This window comes from Nocardia sp. NPDC004151 (assembly GCF_042874235.1).
In the GTDB taxonomy this organism is placed as follows: domain Bacteria; phylum Actinomycetota; class Actinomycetes; order Mycobacteriales; family Mycobacteriaceae; genus Nocardia.
In genome coordinates this window covers 417,809-440,869 of record NZ_JBIAMR010000004.1, presented here as the reverse complement: position 1 = coordinate 440,869, position 23,061 = coordinate 417,809, and the positions used below count along the sequence as shown (strand labels likewise).

General features: G+C 69.7%; 23 protein-coding genes. 18 read left to right on the top strand and 5 right to left on the bottom strand.

All coding sequences use genetic code 11. The features are described from left to right. Positions 1-19: 19 nt before the first annotated feature. Positions 20-367, bottom strand: coding sequence for a DUF4873 domain-containing protein (locus tag ACFYTS_RS12850; protein ID WP_387303616.1), 348 nt, complete (start codon positions 365-367; stop codon positions 20-22). Next, a complete protein-coding gene (locus tag ACFYTS_RS12845) occupies positions 364-1,281 on the bottom strand; it encodes a diiron oxygenase (protein WP_357283955.1) in 918 nt (305 codons plus the stop codon). Before ACFYTS_RS12845 ends, ACFYTS_RS12850 begins: the two co-directional genes overlap by 4 nt. Before the next feature lie 94 nt (positions 1,282-1,375). Between ACFYTS_RS12845 and ACFYTS_RS12840 the strand changes: the two genes are divergently transcribed. Continuing rightward, positions 1,376-2,089, top strand: coding sequence for a TetR/AcrR family transcriptional regulator (locus tag ACFYTS_RS12840; protein WP_387303614.1), 714 nt, complete (start codon positions 1,376-1,378; stop codon positions 2,087-2,089). Between the two features lie 23 nt (positions 2,090-2,112). Continuing rightward, a complete protein-coding gene (locus ACFYTS_RS12835; RefSeq protein WP_387303612.1) occupies positions 2,113-2,433 on the top strand; it encodes a hypothetical protein in 321 nt (106 codons plus the stop codon). On the opposite strand, the gene ACFYTS_RS12830 is transcribed toward ACFYTS_RS12835, so the two are convergent. Continuing rightward, the gene (locus ACFYTS_RS12830) at positions 2,430-3,656 is read right to left on the bottom strand and encodes a DUF418 domain-containing protein (protein ID WP_387303610.1); all 1,227 of its coding nucleotides are present in this window, start codon (positions 3,654-3,656) and stop codon (positions 2,430-2,432) included. The two genes, ACFYTS_RS12835 and ACFYTS_RS12830, sit on opposite strands and share 4 nt — an antisense overlap. Positions 3,657-3,788: 132 nt before the next feature. Between ACFYTS_RS12830 and dop the strand changes: the two genes are divergently transcribed. The 13 genes from dop (at position 3,789) to ACFYTS_RS12765 (ending at position 17,756) form a co-directional block, all read left to right on the top strand. Continuing rightward, positions 3,789-5,288 (top strand): depupylase/deamidase Dop, encoded by a 1,500-nt coding sequence (dop, locus tag ACFYTS_RS12825; RefSeq protein ID WP_357283945.1) that lies wholly within the window; start codon positions 3,789-3,791, stop codon positions 5,286-5,288. Positions 5,289-5,482: 194 nt separating this feature from the next. Then, complete coding sequence (locus ACFYTS_RS12820; protein WP_033089305.1) at positions 5,483-5,677, top strand: ubiquitin-like protein Pup; 195 nt, start codon at positions 5,483-5,485, stop codon at positions 5,675-5,677. Further along, a complete protein-coding gene (gene prcB / locus ACFYTS_RS12815) occupies positions 5,674-6,534 on the top strand; it encodes a proteasome subunit beta (RefSeq protein WP_357283942.1) in 861 nt (286 codons plus the stop codon). Before ACFYTS_RS12820 ends, prcB begins: the two co-directional genes overlap by 4 nt. After that, positions 6,531-7,301 (top strand): proteasome subunit alpha, encoded by a 771-nt coding sequence (prcA, locus tag ACFYTS_RS12810; RefSeq protein ID WP_357283940.1) that lies wholly within the window; start codon positions 6,531-6,533, stop codon positions 7,299-7,301. Before prcB ends, prcA begins: the two co-directional genes overlap by 4 nt. Positions 7,302-7,502: 201 nt before the next feature. Continuing rightward, positions 7,503-8,861 (top strand): Pup--protein ligase, encoded by a 1,359-nt coding sequence (gene pafA / locus ACFYTS_RS12805; RefSeq protein ID WP_357283937.1) that lies wholly within the window; start codon positions 7,503-7,505, stop codon positions 8,859-8,861. A 188-nt stretch (positions 8,862-9,049) separates the two neighbouring features. Next, positions 9,050-10,042: a YafY family protein gene (locus ACFYTS_RS12800; protein WP_357283934.1), complete on the top strand. Its 993-nt coding sequence runs from the start codon at positions 9,050-9,052 to the stop codon at positions 10,040-10,042. 122 nt (positions 10,043-10,164) lie between these two features. Further along, the gene (locus tag ACFYTS_RS12795; protein ID WP_387303827.1) at positions 10,165-11,157 is read left to right on the top strand and encodes a helix-turn-helix transcriptional regulator; all 993 of its coding nucleotides are present in this window, start codon (positions 10,165-10,167) and stop codon (positions 11,155-11,157) included. Next, entirely contained in the window at positions 11,154-12,185 is a 1,032-nt protein-coding gene (locus tag ACFYTS_RS12790) for a 2-dehydropantoate 2-reductase (protein ID WP_357283932.1), read from the top strand. The genes ACFYTS_RS12795 and ACFYTS_RS12790 overlap by 4 nt, the downstream gene beginning before the upstream one ends. A gap of 64 nt (positions 12,186-12,249) precedes the next feature. Beyond that, entirely contained in the window at positions 12,250-12,522 is a 273-nt protein-coding gene (tatA, locus tag ACFYTS_RS12785; protein WP_387303606.1) for a Sec-independent protein translocase subunit TatA, read from the top strand. A gap of 122 nt (positions 12,523-12,644) precedes the next feature. Beyond that, a complete protein-coding gene (tatC, locus tag ACFYTS_RS12780; protein WP_357284199.1) occupies positions 12,645-13,619 on the top strand; it encodes a twin-arginine translocase subunit TatC in 975 nt (324 codons plus the stop codon). A gap of 3 nt (positions 13,620-13,622) precedes the next feature. Further along, a complete protein-coding gene (locus ACFYTS_RS12775; RefSeq protein WP_387303604.1) occupies positions 13,623-16,316 on the top strand; it encodes a DEAD/DEAH box helicase in 2,694 nt (897 codons plus the stop codon). 112 nt (positions 16,317-16,428) lie between these two features. Next, positions 16,429-17,157 carry a DUF4333 domain-containing protein gene (locus ACFYTS_RS12770; RefSeq protein ID WP_387303602.1) on the top strand — a complete coding sequence of 243 codons (729 nt, stop codon included), beginning with the start codon at positions 16,429-16,431 and terminating at the stop codon, positions 17,155-17,157. A 137-nt stretch (positions 17,158-17,294) separates the two neighbouring features. Next, positions 17,295-17,756, top strand: a complete 462-nt coding sequence (locus ACFYTS_RS12765; protein WP_387303600.1) for a hypothetical protein — start codon at positions 17,295-17,297, stop codon at positions 17,754-17,756. Between the two features lie 39 nt (positions 17,757-17,795). Here ACFYTS_RS12765 and ACFYTS_RS12760 read toward each other — a convergent pair whose 3' ends face one another. Continuing rightward, positions 17,796-18,773 carry a 5'-3' exonuclease H3TH domain-containing protein gene (locus tag ACFYTS_RS12760; protein WP_387303598.1) on the bottom strand — a complete coding sequence of 326 codons (978 nt, stop codon included), beginning with the start codon at positions 18,771-18,773 and terminating at the stop codon, positions 17,796-17,798. A gap of 478 nt (positions 18,774-19,251) precedes the next feature. On the opposite strand from ACFYTS_RS12760, the gene ACFYTS_RS12755 reads away from it, so the two are divergent. Then, on the top strand, positions 19,252-20,379 hold the full coding sequence (locus tag ACFYTS_RS12755) for a M24 family metallopeptidase (RefSeq protein ID WP_387303595.1): 1,128 nt from the start codon (positions 19,252-19,254) through the stop codon (positions 20,377-20,379). Positions 20,380-20,400: 21 nt separating this feature from the next. On the opposite strand, the gene ACFYTS_RS12750 is transcribed toward ACFYTS_RS12755, so the two are convergent. After that, positions 20,401-20,829, bottom strand: a complete 429-nt coding sequence (locus ACFYTS_RS12750) for a PPOX class F420-dependent oxidoreductase (protein WP_357283913.1) — start codon at positions 20,827-20,829, stop codon at positions 20,401-20,403. Positions 20,830-20,896: 67 nt separating this feature from the next. Between ACFYTS_RS12750 and ACFYTS_RS12745 the strand changes: the two genes are divergently transcribed. Beyond that, entirely contained in the window at positions 20,897-21,658 is a 762-nt protein-coding gene (locus ACFYTS_RS12745; RefSeq protein ID WP_357283911.1) for an SDR family NAD(P)-dependent oxidoreductase, read from the top strand. Continuing rightward, on the top strand, positions 21,655-22,899 hold the full coding sequence (gene cbiE / locus ACFYTS_RS12740) for a precorrin-6y C5,15-methyltransferase (decarboxylating) subunit CbiE (protein WP_387303592.1): 1,245 nt from the start codon (positions 21,655-21,657) through the stop codon (positions 22,897-22,899). The genes ACFYTS_RS12745 and cbiE overlap by 4 nt, the downstream gene beginning before the upstream one ends. The last annotated feature ends 162 nt before the right edge of the window (positions 22,900-23,061 follow it).

Below are 23,061 nucleotides of genomic sequence, written 5' to 3'. Positions count from 1 at the left end.
CGACCCGAACGGCGGTGCGTTACAGCGGGAACGGCGGCGCGCCGATCCCGGCGATGCGTAGATTGCCCCACGGGTCACGCTCCTGGAGCACGCCGGGCGCCGGGGCCCGGCCCGGGACTGTCAGGAAGACCTGACCACGTCCCGGGTCGGGCAGGGTCGCCCGGTCGTCGGCAGAAACCCTTCCGTACCAATGAAACTGGCCATCGGTGGGATCCAGGTGGCCGGTCAGCGCGACTCGCACCGCGACTTCGACGCCCGGCGCGTCCAGGAGCGCCGGGCCCGAATAGTCCGGCGCCGGTTCGGGTTCGGTGCAGCCCTCCGGGGCGGCCGGTGGCCGGGGGGCGCGGCGGGCCCGCCGGAGCCTCACAGTAGCCCTCGGCGTCGCCACACGCGCTTGCCGATCGGCCCCATCAGTCCCTGTTCGTCCAGGAAAGCACCGAGATTCGCCGCGCCCAGCCCCAGTGCGCGCCGCGAATGCGGGTTGGCGCGGGCCATCCGCCGGGCCGCCCGCCCGTCCTCGATGCCCGCGCGGGCGTACATGTGCCAGTTGGTCATCAGGTACACGAACAGGGGAGCGGCCACCGCCACGCACAGTCGCGTGTACAGCGTTTCGGCCTTCGACATGCTCGGCGTCCGGTGTGTCAGGGCGTCGCGCGCGAACCCGATGTGCCGCGCCTCCTCGGTGACGTGGATGCGCATGGCCCGCGCGACCAGGGGCTGCAACCGCGGATCGTCGAGGGTGCGGCGCTGCAACGCGTCGAAGATCTCCTCGCCGACCAGCGCCCCCACCCACACCATCGACCCGCGCAGCACCTGCTGCAGCGCGCTGATGGTCCAGCGCTCGAGCCGGTTGGGCCAGTAGGGCCGCGCCTCGATGCGGTCGATGAGCTTGCCGAACATCATCATGTGCCGGCATTCGTCGCCCATCTCGGTAAGCGTGTAGTGCGCGTGCCGCGAGGTCGGGTCACCGGCCATGAGTTCGCGCAGCAGCAGGCGGTTGAGCAGGTTCTCGAACCAGATGCCGACCGAGAGCACATTGGCGAGTTCCTGCCGGGAGAGTTCGCGGCGCTGTTCGGGCGTCATGGCGTCCCAGAGCGGGGTGCCGTAGAGGGAGATGACCTCGGGTGGCAGGAACAGTTTGTCCGGGTCCAGCGGGGCGTCCCAGTCCAGATCGACGACCGGGTCGTAGGACTTCTTCGCCGATCCGGCCAGCAAACGCTGGGCGAATGATTCGCGCCCGGAGAGGCCGCGCGCAGCAGTGGAGACCGCGTTGTCGCCCATGACAGCTCCCGACTATTACTGGTACAGGCTGTTACACTCAGATTAGTGGTACATGCCGTCACGGTCAATGTCGGAGGTGGGTATCGTGAGGCGCGTGACCGGGACCCGACGCAGCAAACCCGCGCCGCCGGGCGCCGACGGCCGCAGTACCCGCTGGGACGACCACAAGGCTCGCCGCCGCGTCGAGATGCTCGACGCCGCGCTGACCGTGATCGAGGAGCACGGCACCGAGATCTCCGTCCAGCAGATCGCCGACCGCCTCGCGGTCCCGCGCCCGGTCGTCTACCGGCACTTCGACGGCCGCACCGACCTCGACGAAGCCATCCGCCGCCACATCCTCGACGGCCTCACCGCCGAACTCATGCCGCGCCTGCACCCCGACGGCACCGTCCGCGACCTGGTGCGCGGAGCCGTCGGCACCTACGTCGGCTGGGTGGAACGCCACCCCAACCTGCACCGCTTCCTCACCGCCGCCGCCGACCCGCACGGCGAATCCTCCACCGCGCTGGCCGGGGCCCGCGACCGGATCGGCGGGCGGCTCGCGGACCTGTTCGCCGACGCCCTGCACCGATTCGGCATCGACCGGAACCGGGCCCGCCCCATGGCCTTCGGCACGGTCGGCTTCGTCGACGGCGTGGTCAACAGCTGGCGCGCGGCCCCCGGGCTGTCCTCGGACCACATCGAGGGCATCCTCACCGAATCGGTGCTGTCGCTGCTCGAGGGCAATGCCCGTAGTCTGGACGTGCCGCTGACCCGCGACACCGTCGTCGCCGACCTGCTCTCGCGCACCGAGGCGGCGCGGGCGTGACGTCGATCGACCCGAGGACTCCGATGGCCGCACGCACTCTCGCCCGGCTGGCCCTGTTCACCGGAATCGCCGCCGGGGCCGCACTGGCTCCGGCCGCGTCCGCCGGCGCCGACACCGAACTTCCCGCGGGACTGCACTGCGACGTCCTGGACTGCCGCAACGACACCGACACCGAATACGTGGTCTCCGGCTACATGCAGTGCGAGTACCACGACTCGGACGGGGGCGGCTCCTCCGGCAGCGAGCAGTTCGTCGATTTCGTGCCGGCGCATTCGCTCTACCGGCTCTCGTCCTGCATCGACGGGCAGGCGCCCTATCTGCGCTCCATCGACGAGGTCGACTAGCCCCTCGCCGCGCCGGTGAGGGTCAGATAGCTGCGATTCCACAGCCACTCGACCGGTCCGCGCTCGAAGCGGCGCAGCCAGAAGTGGGCGAAGACCAGCATGAGCGCACACACCATCACATAGATCCCCACCGTGAACGGCACCCGGGCATTGGCCGACACCAGGCTCGCCAGGCCCAGACCCCAGCCGTAGCACAGGAATCCCGCCACCAGGTTCTGGAGGATGTAGCAGCTCAACGCCATTCGCCCGACCTCGCCGAAGCGGCGGCCCACCCAGCCGGGCCGGGGCCGATACGCGTACACCTCGGCGACCAGGGCGAGCAGGCCCAGCGAGACCACCGGCGCGGTGCCGTAGCGGGCCAGCAGGATCAGATCGCCGCCGATCAGGCCCAGCGCCAGGTCGACGGGCGCGGCGATGCCGAAGCCGATCAGCATGAGCCGCTTGCGGATTCGCGCCCCGCCCGGCTCGAAGATCCCGGCCCGGAACAGGCGCGCACCCAGCAGGAACAGGGCGATGGACATGGGGAAGATGAGCAGCGGTTCGAGCCGGAACACCAGCAGGTGCTCCCACCGGAACGCCACCAGATCCCAGAACGAGCCGTCCGCGTACGGATTCGGATCCAGCGTCCGGCGCGGGCCGGAATCGTCCGGCGATCCGACCGCGATCGCCACCGCGAACAGCGACAACAGGGTGAGGTGCACGCTCGCCGGCGCGATGAGCCAGCGCCGCTGCGCCTTCGGGCCGGTGGCCAGGATGAACGCCACCACCAGGCCGGTGACCGCGTACCCCATCAGCACGTCGAACTCGGCGACGAGGAAGAAGTTCAGCAGGCCGTCGAGGAACAGCAGCCCCGCCCGCACCGGATAGCTGCCCGGCCAGGCGCGCCCGCCCCGCCCCGCCGATCGCTGCTGGATAGCCAGACCGATGCCGAACATGATGGTCAGCAGCCCCAGGAACTTGCCCTGCGCGAGCTGCTGCAGGAATCGCTCGATCCACAGCCACGCCCCGTGCGGCTCGTCGCTGCGCGCGATGTAGCCGAGCAGCCCTTCGGCATTGGTGAAGATCCAGACATTGGTGCCCAGGGTGCCCAGGATCGCGATGCCGCGCAGCACGTCGAGCGCGGCCACCCGGCTCGAAACAGGCTGGGCGGGTGCGGAATCGGGGTCCTCGGCGACGGTGGTGACCTGGTGCGGCGGGCGGGGGAGGGGAGCCGATTCGACCATGCGGGTGATTGTGCCGTCGCGCCGGTCCCGGGCGGATCACCCGCGAGGACGATCCGGCGTACGACTCGCGAATGAGACCGACCCGGACAGTCCGGCCGCGTCCGGGCCTGCCTTTCGCCTAGGCTCGAAGCCATGCAGCGCATCATCGGAATCGAGGTCGAGTACGGCATTTCGACGCCGACCGAGCCGTCAGCCAACCCGATTCTCACCTCCACCCAGGCGGTGCTCGCCTACGCCGCGGCCGAGGGCGTGCCGCGCGCCAAGCGCACACGCTGGGATTACGAGGTGGAATCGCCGTTGCGCGACGCGCGCGGTTTCGATCTCGGCAGGCTCAACGGGCCCGCGCCGGTGATCGACGCCGACGAGGTCGGGGCGGCCAATATGATCCTCACCAACGGGGCCCGCCTCTACGTCGACCATGCCCACCCGGAGTACTCCGCGCCCGAGGTCACCGACCCCCTCGATGCCGTGATCTGGGACAAGGCCGGTGAACGGGTCATGGAGGCCGCCGCCCGCTACGCCTCCAGCGTGCCGGGCGCGGCCCGCATGCAGCTGTACAAGAACAACGTGGACGGCAAGGGCGCCTCCTACGGCACCCACGAGAACTACCTGATGAGCCGGGAGACCCCGTTCAATCAGATCATCGTGGGCCTGACCCCGTTCTTCGCCTCCCGGCAGGTGGTGTGCGGGTCCGGGCGCGTGGGCATCGGCCAGTCCGGTGACACCCCCGGTTTCCAGCTGTCGCAGCGCGCGGACTACATCGAGGTCGAGGTCGGTCTCGAGACCACCCTCAAGCGCGGCATCATCAACACCCGCGACGAGCCGCACGCCGACGCCGACAAGTACCGGCGCCTGCACGTCATCATCGGCGACGCCAACCTCGCCGAATGGTCGACCTACCTCAAGGTCGGCACCGCGGCGCTGGTGCTGGACATGATCGAGGCCGGTGAGGACTTCTCGGATCTGCAGCTGGCCCGCCCGGTCACCGCCGTGCACACCATCAGCCACGACCCGACTCTGCGTGCCACCGTTGCCCTTTCCGACGGCCGCGAACTGACCGGCCTTGCGCTGCAACGCATCTACCTCGACCGGGTCGAGAAGTTCATGGACCGCACCGGAAACGACGACCCGCGGGTGCTGGACGTCATCGAGAAGTGGGCCCACGTGCTGGACCTGCTCGAGCGCGACCCGATGGAATGCGCCGACCTGCTGGACTGGTGCGCCAAGCTGCGCCTGCTCGAGGGCATGCGCTCGCGTGAGGGCCTGTCCTGGGCCGCCCCCAAGCTGCACCTGGTCGACCTGCAGTACTCCGACGTGCGCCTGGACAAGGGCCTCTACAACCGCCTGGTGGCGCGCGGCTCCATGCAGCGCCTGGTCACCGAGCAGCAGGTCACCGACGCCATGACCAACCCGCCCACCGACACCCGCGCCTACTTCCGCGGCGAGTGCCTGCGCCGGTTCGGCGCGGATATCGCGGCGGCCAGCTGGGATTCGGTGATCTTCGACCTGGGCGGCGACTCGCTGGTGCGGATCCCCACCCTGGAACCGCGTCGCGGCACCAAGTCCCACGTCGGCAAACTCCTGGACGGCGTGCACACCGCCTCGGAACTGGTGCGCCAGCTGACCCACTAGGCCCACGTGAGGGGGGTACGGGACCTGAACCCCGTACCCCTTTTTCGTGTCCGCGACATGGCGGCGGGGAGATCGCGGGCACAGCACAATGACGTTTAATCCGGCATGTTGTCCCCGCTGGTGGGTACTGTTGACGGCACGAGCATCGGGTCTTCTCCGGTGCTCGCCGATGATCACAGAGGAGGTCGGCTGCTATGGCACAAGAGCAGACCAAGCGCGCCGGTGGCGGCGACGAGGACGAGGGCCCGGTCGGCGACGGTGGGGCTGGACAGGAGCGTCGCGAGAAGCTGGCGGAGGAAACCGACGACCTGCTCGACGAGATCGACGACGTGCTCGAGGAGAACGCGGAGGACTTCGTCCGCGCATACGTGCAGAAGGGCGGCCAGTGACCCAAGGTGACCCCCTGCGGCTCCAGTTGGGGTTCGCCCAATCCTCTTTCTCCGAGTACCTGCGTTTACACGCTCCGGAACTGTTGCCCGGCAACGGATTCGGACCCGGCGGCACGCACCCGAATCCGGGCGTGCCGTCGGATATCGCTCCGCACGGCACCACCATCGTCGCGGTCAGCTACCGCGGCGGTGTGCTGATCGCGGGCGACCGCCGCGCCACCCAGGGCAACCTGCTGGCCCAGCGTGACATCGAGAAGGTGTACATCACGGACACGTACTCCGCGGCCGGCATCGCCGGTACCGCGGGGATGGCGATCGAGATGATCCGCCTGTTCGCGGTGGAGCTCGAGTACTACGAGAAGATCGAGGGCGTGCCCCTCACCTTCGACGGCAAGTCCAACAAGCTGTCGAAGATGGTGCGCGACAACCTCCCCGCCGCCCTGCAGGGGCTGGCGGTGGTCCCGCTGCTGGTCGGTTTCGACCCGGACGCGCAGGACCCGGACAAGTCCGGGCGGATCGTGTCCTACGACGTGGTCGGCGGGCGCAGCGAGGAGCGGTTCGGGTACACCGCGGTGGGGTCGGGTTCCCTGTTCGCCAAATCGTCGCTGAAGAAGACCTACGCGCGCGGCCTCGACCAGGACCGGGCGCTGCGGATCGCGATCGAATCGCTCTTCGACGCCGCCGACGACGACACCGCCACCGGCGGTCCCGACACCATGCGCAACATCTACCCGACGGCCATCGTCATCGACTCCGAGGGCACCGTGGAGGTCACCGACGAGCGCCTGAAGGAGATCACCCGGGCGATGGTGGAGGAGCGGGCCGCGCTGGCGGCAGAGGGGATCGGCGAAGCATGACACTGCCGTATTACGCGTCGGCCGAACAGATCATGCGTGACAAGACCGAGCTCGCGCGCAAGGGCATCGCGCGCGGCCGCTCGGTCATCGTGCTGGTCTACGACAAGGGCGTGGTGTTCGTGGCCGAGAACCCCTCGGCCACCCTCCACAAGATCAGTGAGCTCTACGACCGGGTCGGTTTCGCCGCGGTCGGCAAGTACAACGAGTTCGAGGCGCTGCGCCGCGGGGGCATCCTGCAGGCCGACCTGCGCGGCTACCAGTTCGACCGCCGCGACGTGACCGGCCGGTTCCTGGCCAACCTGTACGCGCAGAGCCTGGGCACCATCTTCACCGACCAGCTCAAGCCCTACGAGGTGGAGATCTGCGTCGCCGAGGTGGGGTACCCGGAACAGTCCACGAACTCGGTGCTGTACCGCATCAACTTCGACGGATCCATCGTCGACGAACGCGAATTCGTGGTGATGGGCGGCAACACCGACCCGATCACCACCGCCCTCAAGGCGTCCTACAAGCCGGGCATGGACCTGCATTCGGCCATCACCACGGCGGTGGCCGCGCTGCAGAAGGCCGTGCCCGAGGGCGACAAGGACAAGCAGCGCACCGTGGGCGTCTCCTCCCTGGAGGTGGCAACCCTCGAGCAGTCCCGGCCGCGGCGGGCGTTCCGCCGGGTCCACGGCGCCGCGCTGTCGGAGTTGATCACCGGCAAGGCGCCGAACGCGAAAGCGGCCGCCGAGGCCGACAAGCCGTCGGGCGGGGACCCGTCCTAAGGCCCCGGCGACGTCGGCAAATCCCGCTATTCGGGATAAGGCTCCTTTGCACTCTCAATAGCAGAGTGCAAAGGAGCCTTGCTTTTTCGCAGGGTAGAGCGCGTGCCGCGTTGCATGCCGTGCTAAATCGTTGTGAATACGTTTGCATCAGTGCTCCGACAAGGCCGTTACCGGGCACTATTCCGCTGTAATGTCGATAGGGTGCAGCGACGAATCATGGGGATCGAGACCGAATTCGGGGTGACGTGCACGTTCCACGGTCACCGTCGGTTGAGTCCTGACGAGGTGGCCCGGTACTTGTTCCGCCGGGTAGTTTCCTGGGGCCGTAGCTCGAACGTGTTCCTTCGTAATGGTGCCCGGCTCTACCTCGATGTCGGTTCCCATCCGGAGTACGCCACGGCCGAATGTGACAGCTTGGTGCAGTTGGTCACTCACGACCGCGCAGGCGAGCGGGTCCTGGAGGATCTGCTCATAGACGCCGAGCAGCGGCTCGCGGAGGAGGGTATCGGCGGCGATATCTACCTGTTCAAGAACAACACAGACTCCGCGGGCAACTCCTACGGCTGCCACGAGAACTTCCTGGTGGTCCGGGCCGGGGAGTTCTCGAGGATCTCCGACGTGCTGTTGCCGTTCCTGGTTACCCGGCAGTTGATCTGCGGGGCCGGGAAGGTGCTCCAGACGCCGAAGGCGGCGACGTTCTGCCTGTCGCAGCGGGCCGAGCACATCTGGGAGGGGGTGTCTTCGGCGACCACGCGGTCGCGGCCGATCATCAACACCCGTGACGAGCCGCACGCCGACGCCGAGAAGTACCGGCGCCTGCACGTGATCGTGGGCGACTCGAACATGGCCGAACCGACGACCATGCTGAAGGTGGGCACGGCGTCGCTGGTGCTGGAGATGATCGAGGCGGGCGTCGCCTTCCGAGACTTCGCGCTGGACAACCCGATTCGCGCCATTCGTGAGGTCTCGCACGATCTCACCGGTCGTCGGCCCGTGCGGCTGGCTGGCGGGCGGCAGGCATCGGCGCTCGACATCCAGCGCGAGTACTACGCCCGCGCCGTCGAGCATCTGCGCAACCGCGACCGCGACCCGCAGGTCGACGCGGTGGTGGATCTGTGGGGCCGCACCCTCGACGCGGTCGAGGCGCAGGACTTCGCCAAGGTGGACACCGAGATCGACTGGGTGATCAAGCGCAAGCTGTTCCAGCGGTACCAGGACCGCTACAATATGGAGCTGTCCGATCCCAAGATCGCCCAGCTGGATCTGGCCTACCACGACATCAAGCGCGGACGCGGCGTCTTCGACCTGCTCGCCCGCAAGGGTCTGGCCAAGCGGATCACCGAGGACGACGCGGTCGACGCGGCGGTCACCACGCCGCCGCAGACCACCCGGGCCAAGCTGCGCGGCGATTTCATCACCGCCGCGCAGGAGGCGGGCCGCGACTTCACCGTCGACTGGGTCCACCTCAAGCTCAATGACCAGGCACAACGGACGGTGCTCTGCAAGGACCCGTTCCGCTCGGTCGACGAGCGCGTGGACCGGCTCATCGCCTCCATGTAGGGAACAGCCCAGCTCTCGGGACTCTCCGGGGCTTCGCCTGCGAGCCTCCTGGATCCCGGGGAACACGTCCGGCAACGGGCCGTGAACCACTCGGTTCGCGGTCCGTTGCGCGGGTTATGGGGCCGGTCAGGGGAAAAACGCGACCGCCCATGCGCCACCTCGGCGGCACTCCCATTACTCTCTACGGGGTGGCGATATCCAAGGTCGAGCGGTTGATGAATCTGGTTATCGCGCTGCTGTCCACCCGGCAGTTCCTGACCGCGGAGCGGATTCGGGAGTCGGTCGCCGGGTACGAGGAGTCCGCGAGCGACGAGGCCTTCAGCCGGATGTTCGAGCGCGACAAGAACGAGCTGCGCGATCTGGGCATACCCCTCGAGATCGGACCGGTGAGCCGGTTGTCGAGTGTCGAGGGCTACCGCATCAACCGGGATGCCTATGAGCTCCCGGACATCGATCTGACCAGTGAGGAAGCGGCCGCGGTCGCGGTGGCCGTGCAGTTGTGGGAGTCGCCGGAGCTGGCGGCGGCCGCCGAGGGTGGTCTGCTCAAGCTGCGCGCCGCCGGTATTCACGTGGAGCCCGACGCCGGGGTGTCGGCGGTGCCCGCGGTGCCGGCGCGGACGCGCGGCTCGGAGCCGGTGCTGGGCAAGCTGCTCGCCGCGATCGATGCCGGACGGTCGGTGCGGTTCAGACACCGGCAGTCGCATGGGGATCCGGTCGAACGCGACGTCCAGCCCTGGGGTGTGGTGACCCACCACGGCCGCTGGTACCTGGTCGCGCACGACAATGTGCGTGACGCACAGCGGGTGTTCCGCATCTCCCGCATCGACGAGGACGTCATCGAATACGGCCCGGCCAATGCCGTGCACAAGCCCGAGGACCTGGACCTGCGCGCCGTGGTCGCCGAGGTCACCGCACAGTCGCCGATCACCGGATCGGCCACGGTGTGGGTGGCGCAGGGTCGCGGCCAGGAGATCCGCCGCCTCGGACCGGTCATGGAGGACCGGGTGCTGGGCGGGCGGCCCGGCTCGATCGTGGAGGTGCCGATCCGATCCCGCGACTGGCTGGCCCGGCTCATCACCGGACTCGGCGCGGACGCGCTGGTGCTCGCGCCGGAGGACCTGCGCGACAACGTGATCGCGCGCCTGAAGTCGGTGCTGGAGCGGACGGAGGTGACGGCGTGAGTGCGGACGCGTCGCGGAAACGCCGGGGAGACAGCGTGATCGACAATGCCCGCAAGGGGGACGGCGCCCGGGCGTCGGAGGGTGCGAAGGACCGGCGGGGCAGCGCGGCGGCGAGCAGCCGCCTGTCGACCCGGCTGGCCCGGCTGCTCAACATGATTCCGTACTTCCAGGCCAACCCGGGCATCGGTGCGGCGGAGGCGGCGGCCGAACTCGGCGTCACCACCAAGCAGTTGATGACCGATCTGAACCAGCTGTGGATGTGCGGCCTGCCCGGTTACGGGCCCGGTGACCTGATCGACCTGTCGTTCTCCGAGGAGAGCATCGAGGTCACCTTCAGCGCGGGCATCGACCGCCCGCTGCGGCTGACCTCCCTGGAGGCGACCGCGCTGCTGGTGGCGCTGCGCTCGATCGCGGATCTGCCGGGCATGGTGGATCCGAGCGCCGCGCACGCGGCCACCGCGAAGATCGAATCGGCCATCTCCGGACGGGAATTCGCGGGCCCGGCGCTGCCAGCACCGGTGGAAGCGCCCGCGGTGGCGACCGTCCGGTCCGCCGTCGAGCACGATCACGCGCTGCGCCTGGTCTACTACTCGGCCAGCCGCGATGTGGTGTCCGAACGTGTCGTGGACCCGATCCGCATCGTGCTGGTGGACAACAACAGCTACCTGCAGGCGTGGTGCCGGCAAGCCGAGGGTGTGCGCCTGTTCCGTCTCGACCGCATCGAGGAGGCCACCGGCCTCGACGAGCCAGCGCGCCCGCCCGCCGAGGCCGCCCTCGACGAGTCCGCGGCGCTGGACCTGTTCGTCGACGATCCCGCGGTCCCGCTGGCGCGCTTGCTGATTCGCCCCGATTACGCGTGGGTGCTCGAGCAGTACCCGATGCACAAGGTCACCACCCACCCCGACGGCAGCCTCGAGGCCACCATGCGCTTCGCCACTCTGGACTGGATGGCGCGGCTGCTGCTCGGCTTCGGCGCCGGCGTCACCGTGCTCGGCCCCGCCGAACTGGTGACCGCGGTGCGGGATCGGTCCAGTTCGGCGCTGGCCGCCTACGCCGGACTCGACGACACCGGGCTCGGGAATCTGGCCGGGCTCGAGGAGGTCGGTCCCGCTTGAGTCTCCGGGTGACGGTGCTCGGCGCGGGCAGCATCGGGTGTTATGTGGGTGGGCGGCTGGCCGCGGCGGGCGCGGAGGTGACCTTCGTGGGCCGCCCGCGCGTCCTCGACGAGCTGAACACGCACGGCCTGCGGCTCACCGACCTCGACGGCAAGAACGTCACCGTCGAGCCGACCGCGTTCGAGACGGCCACCGAGCCCACCGACGAGGCCGATCTGGTGCTGATCACCGTCAAGTCCGCGGGCACCGCCACCGCCGCCGCCGAACTGGCCGGGGTGCTCGCGCCCGGCACCGTGGTGCTCAGCCTGCAGAACGGCATCGGCAACGACGCGGTGATCCGCGAGATCCTGCCCACCTGCGTGGTGCTGCCCGGCATGGTGATGTTCAACGTGGTCCACCGTGGCGAGGGCCGCTTCCACCGCGGCACCGCGGGCACCGTCGACATCGCCGACGATGCGGTGTTGAAGCGGTTCACCGGCGTCTTCGCCCGGTCGGGTCTGGGCTTCAAACGCCACGCCGACCTGCTGTCCGTCCAATGGGCCAAGCTGCTGCTCAACCTGAACAACCCGATCAACGCGCTGTCGGGTCGTCCGCTGCGCGAGGAGCTGGCGTCCCGCGACTACCGGCGCTGCCTGGCCCTGGCTCAGCGCGAGGCGCTGGCCGCCATGGCGGCCGCACGGATCCGCCCGGCCCGGCTCACCCCGTTGCCGCCGGAGTTGATGGCGCGTCTGCTGACCACGCCCGACGGCGTCTTCCGCCGGGTTGCCGGACGTGTGCTGGCCATCGATCCGGTGGCCCGCTCGTCCATGGCCGACGACCTGGCCGCCGGACGCGCCACCGAAATCCCTTGGCTGTGCGGAGAAATCGTCAGCCTCGGTGCCATGGTAGGAATACCCACGCCGGTGAACCAGAAGCTGATAGAACTCGTGACCGCCGCGGAGAACGGCGACCGGCGCACCTGGTCGGGAGCGGAATTGCTGGCACAACTCGAGGGCGCCGTGCGTGACGAGGCGGCGAACGAGGGTTGACAACGAGGTTCGCGGTATGCGGGTCCGGTAGCATCGGACTCACCAAGTCTTTGGAGGTAATGGAATGACAGGCGCCATCAGCCCGTGGCACTTGCTGATCGTTGTGCTGATCTTCTTGCTGTTCTTCGGCTCGAAGCGCATGCCGGACGCGGCCCGCAGCCTGGGTCGCTCGATGCGCATCTTCAAGACCGAGGTCAGCCAGATGCAGAACGAGGGCAAGACGGGCGAGGCCGCTCCCGAGGCCCAGGCCCAGCCGGTGCAGCCGCCGGCGCAGCTGCCGCCGGCCCAGCCGGTGCAGCAGCCCGTGGCACAGCCGAACGACCAGCAGAAGGCCTGAATCGGCCACCATCCGGGATGAGCGCGGGCTCATCCCGGATGTGGTGTTGTCCGGGTCCGGGGGCGCACCCGCGCCCACGTCTTCTGTGGCCGTAAGGCGGAGGCAGTCACACTCACATGCGTATTCGCATCCCGTTCGATCCGCGGCGCAGCAAGCGCCGTACGAACCCCGACGGCACCATGTCCCTGGTGGAGCACCTCTCGGAGCTCCGCAAACGCCTGCTCATCGCGCTGGCGTGGGTGGCGGTCGGCACCCTGTTCGGGTTCTTCTGGTACTCGCACACCCTGTTCGGGATCGAGAGCCTCGGTGAGATCCTGCGCGGCCCCTACTGTGCGCTCCCGGCCTCCTCGCGGGCCAATCTCAGCACCGACGGCGCCTGCCGACTGCTGGCGACCGCGCCGTTCGAGCAGTTCACGCTGCGCTTGAAGGTCGGCACCACGGCCGGTGTGGTGGTGGCCAGCCCGTTCTGGCTGTACCAGCTGTGGGCGTTCATCACCCCGGGCCTGTACGCGAAGGAACGCAAGTACGCGATCGCGTTCGTGGCGGCGGGCGCGTCGCTGTTCATCGCGGGCGCGGTGCTGGCCTACTGGGTGGTCGCGCATGCGCTCAGCTTCCTGATGACCATCGGCAACAATGTCCAGATCACGGCGCTGTCGGGTGCGCAGTACTTCAGCTTCATCATCAAGCTGCTGGTGATCTTCGGCGTCAGCTTCGAAACGCCTTTGCTCATCGTCGGTTTGAACTTCCTCGGGGTGCTGACCTACGAACGGCTCACCAAGTGGCGGCGCGGGCTGATCTTCGGATTGTTCGTGTTCGCGGCCATCGTGACCCCGCAGGATCCGATCTCCATGCTGGCGCTGGCGTTCGCGCTGACCCTGCTGTTCGAGATCGCGGTGCAGGTCGCGCGGATCAACGACAAGCGCAAGGCCCGCAACGCGCAGGCCTGGGACAAGCTGGCCGACGACGAGGCCTCCCCGCTCGATACCGCGCCCGGCGGCGTGGACGCCGCGACCCCGGTGCCCAGTGCCGAGCCGGTGAGCGCCACACCGGTGGAGAAAACCACGGGAGTCGTGTCGGATTACTCCGATACCCTCTGACGCGTGGCATCAAGGTCGCTCACTGGCGAACTGGCGGCATTCACCGCCGAACTGAAATTCGAGCTCGATCCGTTCCAGCGGCAGTCGTGTGCGGCGCTCGAGGGCGGGCACAGTGTGCTCGTCTGCGCGCCCACCGGCGCCGGCAAGACGGTGGTCGGCGAGTTCGCGGTACACCTGGCCCTGGCCTCGGGCGGCAAATGCTTCTACACGACGCCCATCAAGGCGCTGTCGAACCAGAAGTTCGCCGACCTCACCGCCCGCTACGGGCGCGACGAGGTCGGTTTGCTGACCGGTGACCAGTCCATCAATCCGGACGCCTCGGTGGTGGTGATGACCACCGAGGTGCTGCGCAACATGCTCTACGCGGGATCGGACGCGCTGCGCGGGCTTTCGTACGTCGTCATGGACGAGGTGCACTACCTGGCCGACCGCTTCCGCGGCGCGGTGTGGGAAGAGGTCATCCTGCACCTGCCGCCGGAGGTGCGCCTGGTCAGCCTGTCCGCCACGGTCTCCAACGCCGAGGAGTTCGGCGCGTGGATGGAGACCGTGCGCGGCGACACCGCGGTCATCGTCGACGAGACCCGGCCGGTGCCGCTGTGGCAGCACGTCATGGTCGGCAAACGCATGTTCGACCTGTTCGATCCCAAGTCCAGCGACGCCAAGGTCGTCGTCGACCAGGATCTGCAGCGCTACATCAAGCACCGCGAAGCTGTTGACCGGATGGACAATTGGGGCGTGCCCGGGCGCGGTCGCGGCGGGCCGCGGCGCTCGTTCCGGCCCATGCCGCGCCCCGAGGTGATCGCCCGGCTCGACGACGAGGGGCTGCTGCCCGCCATCACCTTCATCTTCAGCCGCGCGGGATGCGATGGGGCGCTGGCCCAGTGCGTGCGCTCGCGCCTGGACCTCTCCCGCGAGGACGATCGCGCGGTGATCGACGAGATCATCGAGAAGCACACGGGGGACCTGCCCAAGAGCGACCTCGAGGTGCTCGGCTACTGGGAGTGGCGCGAGGCGCTGCACCGCGGCTTCGCCGCGCACCACGCCGGCATGCTGCCCGCCTTCCGCCACACCGTCGAGGACCTGTTCGTGCGCGGCCTGGTGCGCGCGGTGTTCGCCACGGAGACACTGGCACTGGGCATCAACATGCCCGCGCGCACGGTGGTGCTGGAACGGCTCGTCAAGTTCAACGGCGAGAGCCACGCCGAACTGACGCCGGGGGAGTACACGCAGCTGACCGGGCGCGCTGGGCGGCGCGGCATCGACGTCGAGGGTCACGCGGTGGTGCTGTGGCAGCCCGAGGTCGACACCAGCGCGGTCGCGGGTCTGGCCTCGACCCGGACCTATCCGCTGCGGTCGTCGTTCCGGCCGGGCTACAACATGTCGATCAATCTGGTCGATCGCATGGGCGCGGTGGAATCGCGTGCGCTGCTGGAGCGTTCCTTCGCCCAGTTCCAGGCGGACCGCTCGGTCGTGGGCCTGGTACGGGGCATCGAACGCAACGAGGCCCAGCTGCGCAAGCTGCGCTCGCAGCTCGGTGACGAGAGCTTCTTCGAGTACATCCAGCTGCGCGAACGCATCCGGGACCGGGAACGGAACCTGGAACGGCAGGGCCGCACCGACCGGCGGCAGGCCGCGGTGTCGTCGCTGACCGCATTGCGGCGCGGCGACGTGGTGGCGATTCCGTCGGGCCGCCGGCAGGGGCTGGCGGTGATCCTGGAACCCGATGCGACACCGGGGGATCCGCGTCCGCTGGTGCTCACCGAGGACAAGTGGGCCGGTCGCGTCTCGGCCGCCGACTTCCCGACCCCGGCCGAATCGCTGGGCCGGTTGCGGCTGCCCAAGCACGTGGACCACCGCACCGCGCGGGTCCGCCGCGATCTGGCCTCGGCACTGCGCAGCACCGGCATCACCCGGCCGCGCCGCCCCCGCGCCGCCGGCAAGTCCAAGGCCGCCGACGACCGCGACCTGCAGACCCTGCGGCGCGCCCTGCGCAACCATCCGGCACATTCGCGGCCGGATCGAGAGCAGTTGGCGCGCATCGGGGAACGCTACAACCGCCTCGAACGCGAGACCGAGCATCTACGCCAGCAGGTGGCGGCCACCACCAACTCCCTCGCGCGCACCTTCGACCGCATCCTCGGGCTGCTCGAGGAACGCGGCTACGTCGAGAACGGCGAGGTCACCCAGGACGGGCGGCGGCTGGCCCGGATCTACGCCGAGGCGGATCTGGTTGTCGCGGAAAGCCTTCGGCAGGGGCTGTGGCGCGGGCTCGGCCCGGCCGAGCTGGCCGCGGTGGTGTCGATCCTGGTGTACGAGTCCCGGCAGGAGGGCGGCTACCTGGGGGCGTCCGGGCCCACCGCGCCCATCCGGCGGGCCGTGGACGCCACCATCGGGGTGTGGTCGCAGCTGCGCTCCGACGAGTCCCGGCACCGGTTGCAGCCCACCCGCGAACCCGACCTCGGTTTCGTCACGGGCGTTTACACCTGGGCGCGCGGTGACGACCTCGCCGACGCCCTGCTCGCCAGCGGTGATCGCGGAAACCCGCTCTCCGCGGGCGATTTCGTGCGCTGGTGCCGCCAGGTCATCGACCTGCTCGACCAGATTCACAGCACCGCCGACGACGTCGAGGTGGCGGCCACGGCCAGCAAGGCGGTGCGCGCCATCCGCCGGGGTGTCGTAGCCGTGGACGCGGCGTAGTAGATACGACTGTGCTTTGATTCTTGGATGTACCGACCGCAGCGGGAGCATACGCGTGCTCCCGCTCGGGGGGCTAGCGTGAGTACAACGGATTGCTATTGGAGGCAAGCAGATGAGCGGCCCGTACGGACCGAATGACGCCCCGGCGGGGGGCAACAACGATCCGACCCTGCAGTGGAGCGGACAGCAGCCCGCGCCCGGCGCCGGACCGACTCAGCAGTGGGGCGGTCAGCAGCCCGCCCAGCCGACCGCGCAGTGGGGCGATCCGTCGCATCAGCAGCCCGGCCAGCAGCCGTGGGGCCAGTCCCAGCCGCAGCAGCCCGCCCAGCCCTGGGGGCAGTCGCAACCGCAGCAGCCGGCCCAGCAGTGGGGGCAGAGCCAGCCGCAGTGGCAGCAGCAGCCGCAGGGTGATCAGCAGTGGGGGCAGTCGCAGCCCCAGTGGCCGCAGCAGGGTCAGCCGGGCCAGCAGGACTGGAACCAGCAGGCGGGGCAGCAGTGGCCGCAGCCCGGTCAGCAGGCGCCCGCGGGCAAGAAGAAGACCGGTGTGATCATCGGCGTGGTGGCCGCGATCGTCGTGGTGCTGGCCGCGGTCGGCGGCGGTCTGGCCTGGCTGCTCAGCAAGGACCAGCTCGACAACAGCGCCGTGCAGTCCGGGGTGCAGAAGGTCCTCAAGGACACCTACGGCATCGACGACGTGCAGGACGTGAAGTGCCCGTCGGGGCAGAAGGTCGAGGTCGACAAGACCTTCGACTGCACGCTCAAGGTGGGTGGCGAGAGCAAGAAGGTGACCATCAAGATCACCAAGGACGACGGCACCTACGAGGTCGGCCGCCCGAACTGATTTTCGGGGCAAAGGTGTTGGGCCCGGGCGCGATTGGGATCGCGGCCGGGTCCTTTTGTTTGCCAGGGGTTGTCTGGATGCTCGTTGCGAGTAAGGTGGGCCGAAATTCTTTCGGTTGATCGTGATCGGGGGGCGATATGAATTCGTTCGTTCGGGCCATCGGACTGGCCGGTACCACACTGGCGGTCGCGAGCGCGGCACTTGTCACCACGTCCTGCGCGGGGCAGGCGTCGTCGGCCGGGCCTGCGCCGTCGTCGGTCGTCGCGTCCTTCGCCGCGTCGCGGATGGAAGCTCCCGTGGTGAACGACTGCGTCGCGAACAAAGCCGTCGAGAAACCCGCGAGCATGCTGCTGGCCTGCGGTGACGGCGGGCTCAGCGTCCGCGACATCACCTGGAGCAGTTGGGGTCCCGACACCGCCGAGGGCGACGGCACCGAATACCGGCGGGTGTGCGAGCCCAGCTGTGCCGCCGGGCGCACGGCCAGCGGCGCGACCCACGTGACGCTGCGCAAGGTGCAGGACGGCTACTTCACCGAAGCCGCCATCACCGACCTCGACGGCAAGCCCGAAACGTGGCCCGTAGGCCCGATCCGCCGCTGACAGCGGTCGGCTCGCGGTCGACGCGACGGGCGAGTTCGGTCAGGATGCGGAGCGCTTGCCCATGGCGGTGAGCAGGCGTTTGACCGGGCTCTCCGCGTTGTAGGCGGCGGCCAGCGCGGCCAGTCGCTCCGGGTCGGCGGGAGTGAGGGGCAGCAGGTCGGGGCCGGAGTATTCGACGGTGGCGTCGCGGACGACCCGCACCACCGGGGCCGCGGCCTTCAGATAGTCGTCGGCGGCAACGAGTTTCGCGCGCACGCCCTTGGCCAGATCGGAGTCCGGGTCGGCGGCCGCCTCACGCAGCGCCTCCACCGAGCCGAACTTGGTGATCAGCTGGGCGGCGGATTTGTCACCGATTCCGGCCACACCCGGCAGGCCGTCGGAGGCATCGCCGCGCAGCGTCGCCATATCGGCGTACGCCGGGCCCGCGATGTCCTCGGGCACACCGTATTTGGCCGACACCTCGGCCGGACCCCACAGCTCGGCCTTCGCCAGCCCGCGCCCGACGTAGAACACCCGCACCGGTGGCGTCGGTGTGTCACGGACCAGTTGCAGCAGATCGCGATCGCCGCTCACGACGATCACCTCGTCGGCGCCCTCCCGCGTGGCCAACGTCCCGATGACGTCATCGGCCTCGAGACCCTCCGCGCCCGCGGTGGCGATTCCCGCCGCCTCGAGCAGCTCCATGATCATGTCGACCTGCGGTGTCAGCGTGTCGGGGACTTCCTCCGCGATCACGCCCGCCACCGGCTCGCCCGCGTCCTCGGCCACCCGGTGCGCCTTGTACGACGGCAGCAGGTCCACCCGGAACCGCGGGCGCCAATCCAGGTCCAGGCACACCACCAGCCGGCTCGGCGCATGCTGCTTGACCAGCGCGGCGATCATGTCGGTGAACCCGCGCAGCGCGTTCACCGGCCGCCCGTCGGGCGCGGTGATCTTCTCCGGGATCGCGTAGAACGCCCGGAACCACAGACTGGCCCCATCGAGCAGCAACAGCGGACCGGCGGCAGGGTTGCTCATAGCGCACGACCCTACCGTTCGCGTCCGACAGCGCGGCCGATGACGGCGCGGGGAGTCCAGCCCTCGGATTCGCGCCCGGGCCCTTCGAATTCGATGCGCGGACCGTGGCAGCGGCGGGGCGAGACGGCCCGGCGCTCCGAGCTCGGATCTGCGGGACGGAACGCTGCCGGTGGTCAGGTGCCGATCGGCTGTTCACAGGGCTTCGGCGTCGAGCATGGGCGTCCGTTCCAGGCCCGCGGTCGTGGCAGGACGTCGTGGGGGAACGCGGCCGCCTGGTCAGGGCGCGGATCGGTAGCGGGGCGCCTGGTGCGCAGAATGCCACGGTGCGATGCGGCGCATCATCGGAGGCGTTCGTGGATCGAAAGGTGCTCGGCGGCAGGGGGGTCGGGTGCTGCGGTGGTGGGGGTACCCGGTGGTGGGGGTGCGAAGTTCGGTGGTGGCTGGAGGGTGGCGGGGTGGGGGAGTAGCGTCGGATGGCATGAGCTCTCATGACGAGTCACGGTTCGCGGCGGAGGTCTATGGGGCGCGGTTGGAGCGTGCCGCGCGGTTGGCCAGGGATGCGCATCTGGACGCGCTGCTCATCACTCCCGGGCCTGACCTGCGGTTTCTCATGGGGTCGCGGGCACAGTCGTTCGAGCGGCTGACCTGCCTGGTGATCCCGGCCAGCGGGGAGACACCCTCGGTGGTGATCCCGAAGCTGGAGCTGGCCTCGCTGAAGGCGTCGGCGGCCGGGGAACTGGGGTTGCAGATCGTGGACTGGGTCGACGGGGTCGATCCGTACCGCATCGTCAAGAACGTGCTCAATGCCGGTGCGCGCGTGGCGGTCACCGATGTGATGCCCGCCCTGCACCTGCTGCCCATCGCCGATCAGTTTGGCTCGCTACCGGTTTCGGCCACCCCGCTGCTGCGCGAGCTGCGAATGCGCAAGGACCCCAGCGAGACCGAGGCCCTGCGGCGCGCGGGCGCGGCCATCGACCGGGTGCACGCCCGCATGGGTGAGTTCCTGCGCCCCGGCCGCACCGAGGCCGAGGTGGGCGCGGATATCGCCGCCGCCATCGTCGAGGAGGGGCACACCGAGGCCGACTTCGTCATCGTCGGCAGCGGCCCGCACGGCGCGGACCCGCACCACATGGTGTCCGACCGCGTGATCGAGCCCGGTGACGTGGTGGTCATCGATATCGGCGGCCCGGTCGAGCCCGGCTACTTCTCCGACTCCACCCGCACCTACGTCCTGGGCGAGCCGAGCGAGGAGGTGGCGGCGCAGTTCGCGGAACTGGAACGCGCCCAGGCCGCCGCGGTGGCGGCCGTCCGCCCGGGCGTCACCGCCGAATCCATCGACGCCGCCGCCCGCGACGTGCTGGCCGCGGCCGAGCTGGCCGACTACTTCGTGCACCGCACCGGCCACGGCATCGGCCTGTCGGTGCACGAGGAGCCCTACATCGTGGCGGGCAACGACCTGGTCCTGCAGGAGGGCATGGCGTTCAGCATCGAGCCGGGCATCTACTTCCCCGGTCAGTGGGGCGCCCGCATCGAGGACATCGTCATCGTCACCGCGGACGGCTGCGAGTCGATGAACAAGCGTCCCCACGGGCTGACCCGGCTCTAGCCGCCGAGCCCCCGCAGCAGGTCAGTGGCCGAGGGCGGGGGCTCCCGGCTTGAACACGCTGCTGGCCAGCACCCGCTGGACCTGGATGGCGATGACCACGCGGGTCGGGTTCTCGCGGGGCTGGCGGTAGCGGCCGGCGTACCGGTCGACGGCATCGGCCACCGCGGCCGGGTCGTCGAGCACGGTGGCCGGTCCCTCGAGGGTGATCCAGCGCGGGCCGTCGACCTGGCTCACCGCCGCGTACCCGGAGCGGCGCACATTGTTGACCTTCACCGAGCCGTCATTGGTGATGATGCGGGCGATCCCGGCCTCCGGATCCCATGTGAAGCCGACGGCGACGACGTGCGGGGTGCCGTCGGCGCGCAGCGTGGACAGGGTGGCCAGGTGACGCTCGGTGACGAAGTCGGCGGCGGCGGGGGACAGTTCGGGGCGTGCGGCGGTGCTGGTCATGATTCGACGCTAGCAATCCGCCGTCGGGAGCACCGGGCGGCGGTGCCCGGGTGGCACACTGTGGGCCATGGGTTTCGGATCGCGGGACGTCGACAAGGGCGTCGTACTGGTGCTGGGCGGGCGCAGTGAGATCGGGCTGGAAGTGGCACGCCGGTTGTCGCCGGGCCGGGAGGTCATTCTCGCGGCGCGCGGCGCCGACCGGTTACAGGCGCAGACCAAGGAGCTGCTGATCGCGGAGGCGGCGGCGGTGCACTGCGTCGAGTTCGACGCCGACGACATGGCCTCGCATCAGCCGCTGCTGGAGAAGATCATCGCCGAGCACGGGCGCATCGGTGTCGCGGTGGTGGCCTTCGGAATCCTCGGGGATCAGGCACTGGCCGAACAGGACCCCGAACACGCGGTCGCGATCGTGCAGACCGATTTCGTGGCGCAGGTCAGCGTACTGACCAGTCTGGCGAACCTGCTGCGCGAGCAGGGCGACGGGCAGATCGTGGTGTTCAGCTCCATCGCCGGTGTGCGGGTTCGGCGCGCCAACTACGTGTACGGGTCGGCCAAGGCGGGCCTGGACGGCTTCGCCGGCGGCCTGCAGATGGCCCTCGAGGGCAGCGGTGTGCACCTGCTGATGGTGCGATCCGGCTTCGTCATCGGGCGCATGACCGCGGGCATGAAGCCCGCCATCATGTCGAGCACCCCGGACCAGGTGGCCGACGCGGTGGTGGCGAGCCTGTACCGGCGCGCCCGCAATGTCGATGTGCCGCGCCGCATTCGGCTGCTGTTCATCGCCATGCGCCTCACGCCCTACGCGCTGTGGCGGCGGGCCCGCCGATGACCGAGCTTCCCGTGCCGTCGGTCCCGATCGCCGTGATCGGGATCGGGGCCGACGGCTGGGACGGTCTGGGCGGCCCGGCGCGGCGCGAGATCGCCGCCTGCGACGTCCTGCTCGGCTCCACACGGCAATTGGCGCTGATCCCCGAGGACGAGACGGGCGCGGAGCGGGTGGCCTGGCCCTCGCCGCTGGTGCCCGCCCTCCCGGGACTGCTGCGCGAGTACGCGGACCGCAAGCTGGGTGTCCTCGCCAGCGGCGACCCGATGTTCTTCGGCATCGGCGTGACCCTGACGAAACTGGTTGGAGCCCAAGCGCTGCGCGTGCTGCCGCAGCCGTCGTCGGTGTCGCTGGCGTGCGCCCGCCTGGGCTGGGCGTTGGATGCGACACCGGTCGTCAGCGCGGTCGGCCGGCGCGTGGAGACCGTGGTCCCGGAATTGTCCTCCGGCCGCAGGATTCTCGTCCTGAGCTCCGACGAGCACACCCCGGCCGCGGTAGCGGAGCTGCTGGCGCGCAATGGATTCGGCGAATCGGCTCTCACGGTCCTGGAACAGCTCGGCGGCCCCGCCGAACGCCTGGTCACCGGTACCGCCGCCCGCTGGGATCACCCCCTCGGTGATGCGTTGAACATCATCGCGATCGACTGCGTGGCGGACCCGTCGGCACCGCGTCTGACCCGTGGGCCCGGCCTCCCCGACGAGGTCTACGACGGCGACGGCCAGCTCACCAAGTCGGAGGTGCGGGCCCTCACCCTGTCGGCGCTGGCCCCCGCGCCCGGCGAACTGCTGTGGGATGTCGGCGGCGGATCCGGCACCATCGCGATCGAATGGTGCCGCACCCACCCGGCCTGCCGGGCGGTCACGTTCGAACGAGTCGAGAGCCGCCGCAAGCAGATCGCCGCCAACGCCGCCACCCTCGGCGTCCCCGGCGTCGATGTCCACGGCCCGGCCCCCGACGCCTTCGCAGGCCTCCCAGCCCCCGACGCGATCTTCATCGGCGGCGGCCTGACCCAGGACGGAATGTTCGACGCCTGCTGGTCGCGCCTGCGTCCCGGTGGCCGTCTGGTCGCGAGCGCCGTCACCGCCGAATCCGACAGCCTGCTCCTGCGTCTGGCCGACGAGCACGGCGGCACCCTGCGCCGCTTCCAGATCTACCGCGCCGAACCCCTCGGCGGCTTCACCGCCTGGCGCCCCCAACTCCCGGTCACCCACTGGGTGACGACGAAACCCGCCGCGCCGCAAGGCTAGCCACGCGGAGAGACCACCGGTGGTGCGGCGGACAGGGGTGCCGCACTGCCGGCGATGTCGCGAACCAGAGCTGGACGCGTGGTGCGCCATGCCGCGAGATCGGCGCGACGTGAGGCGGTGCGTGACACGCGAATACCCACGCCGCCAGGTTGGGCGCGGCGC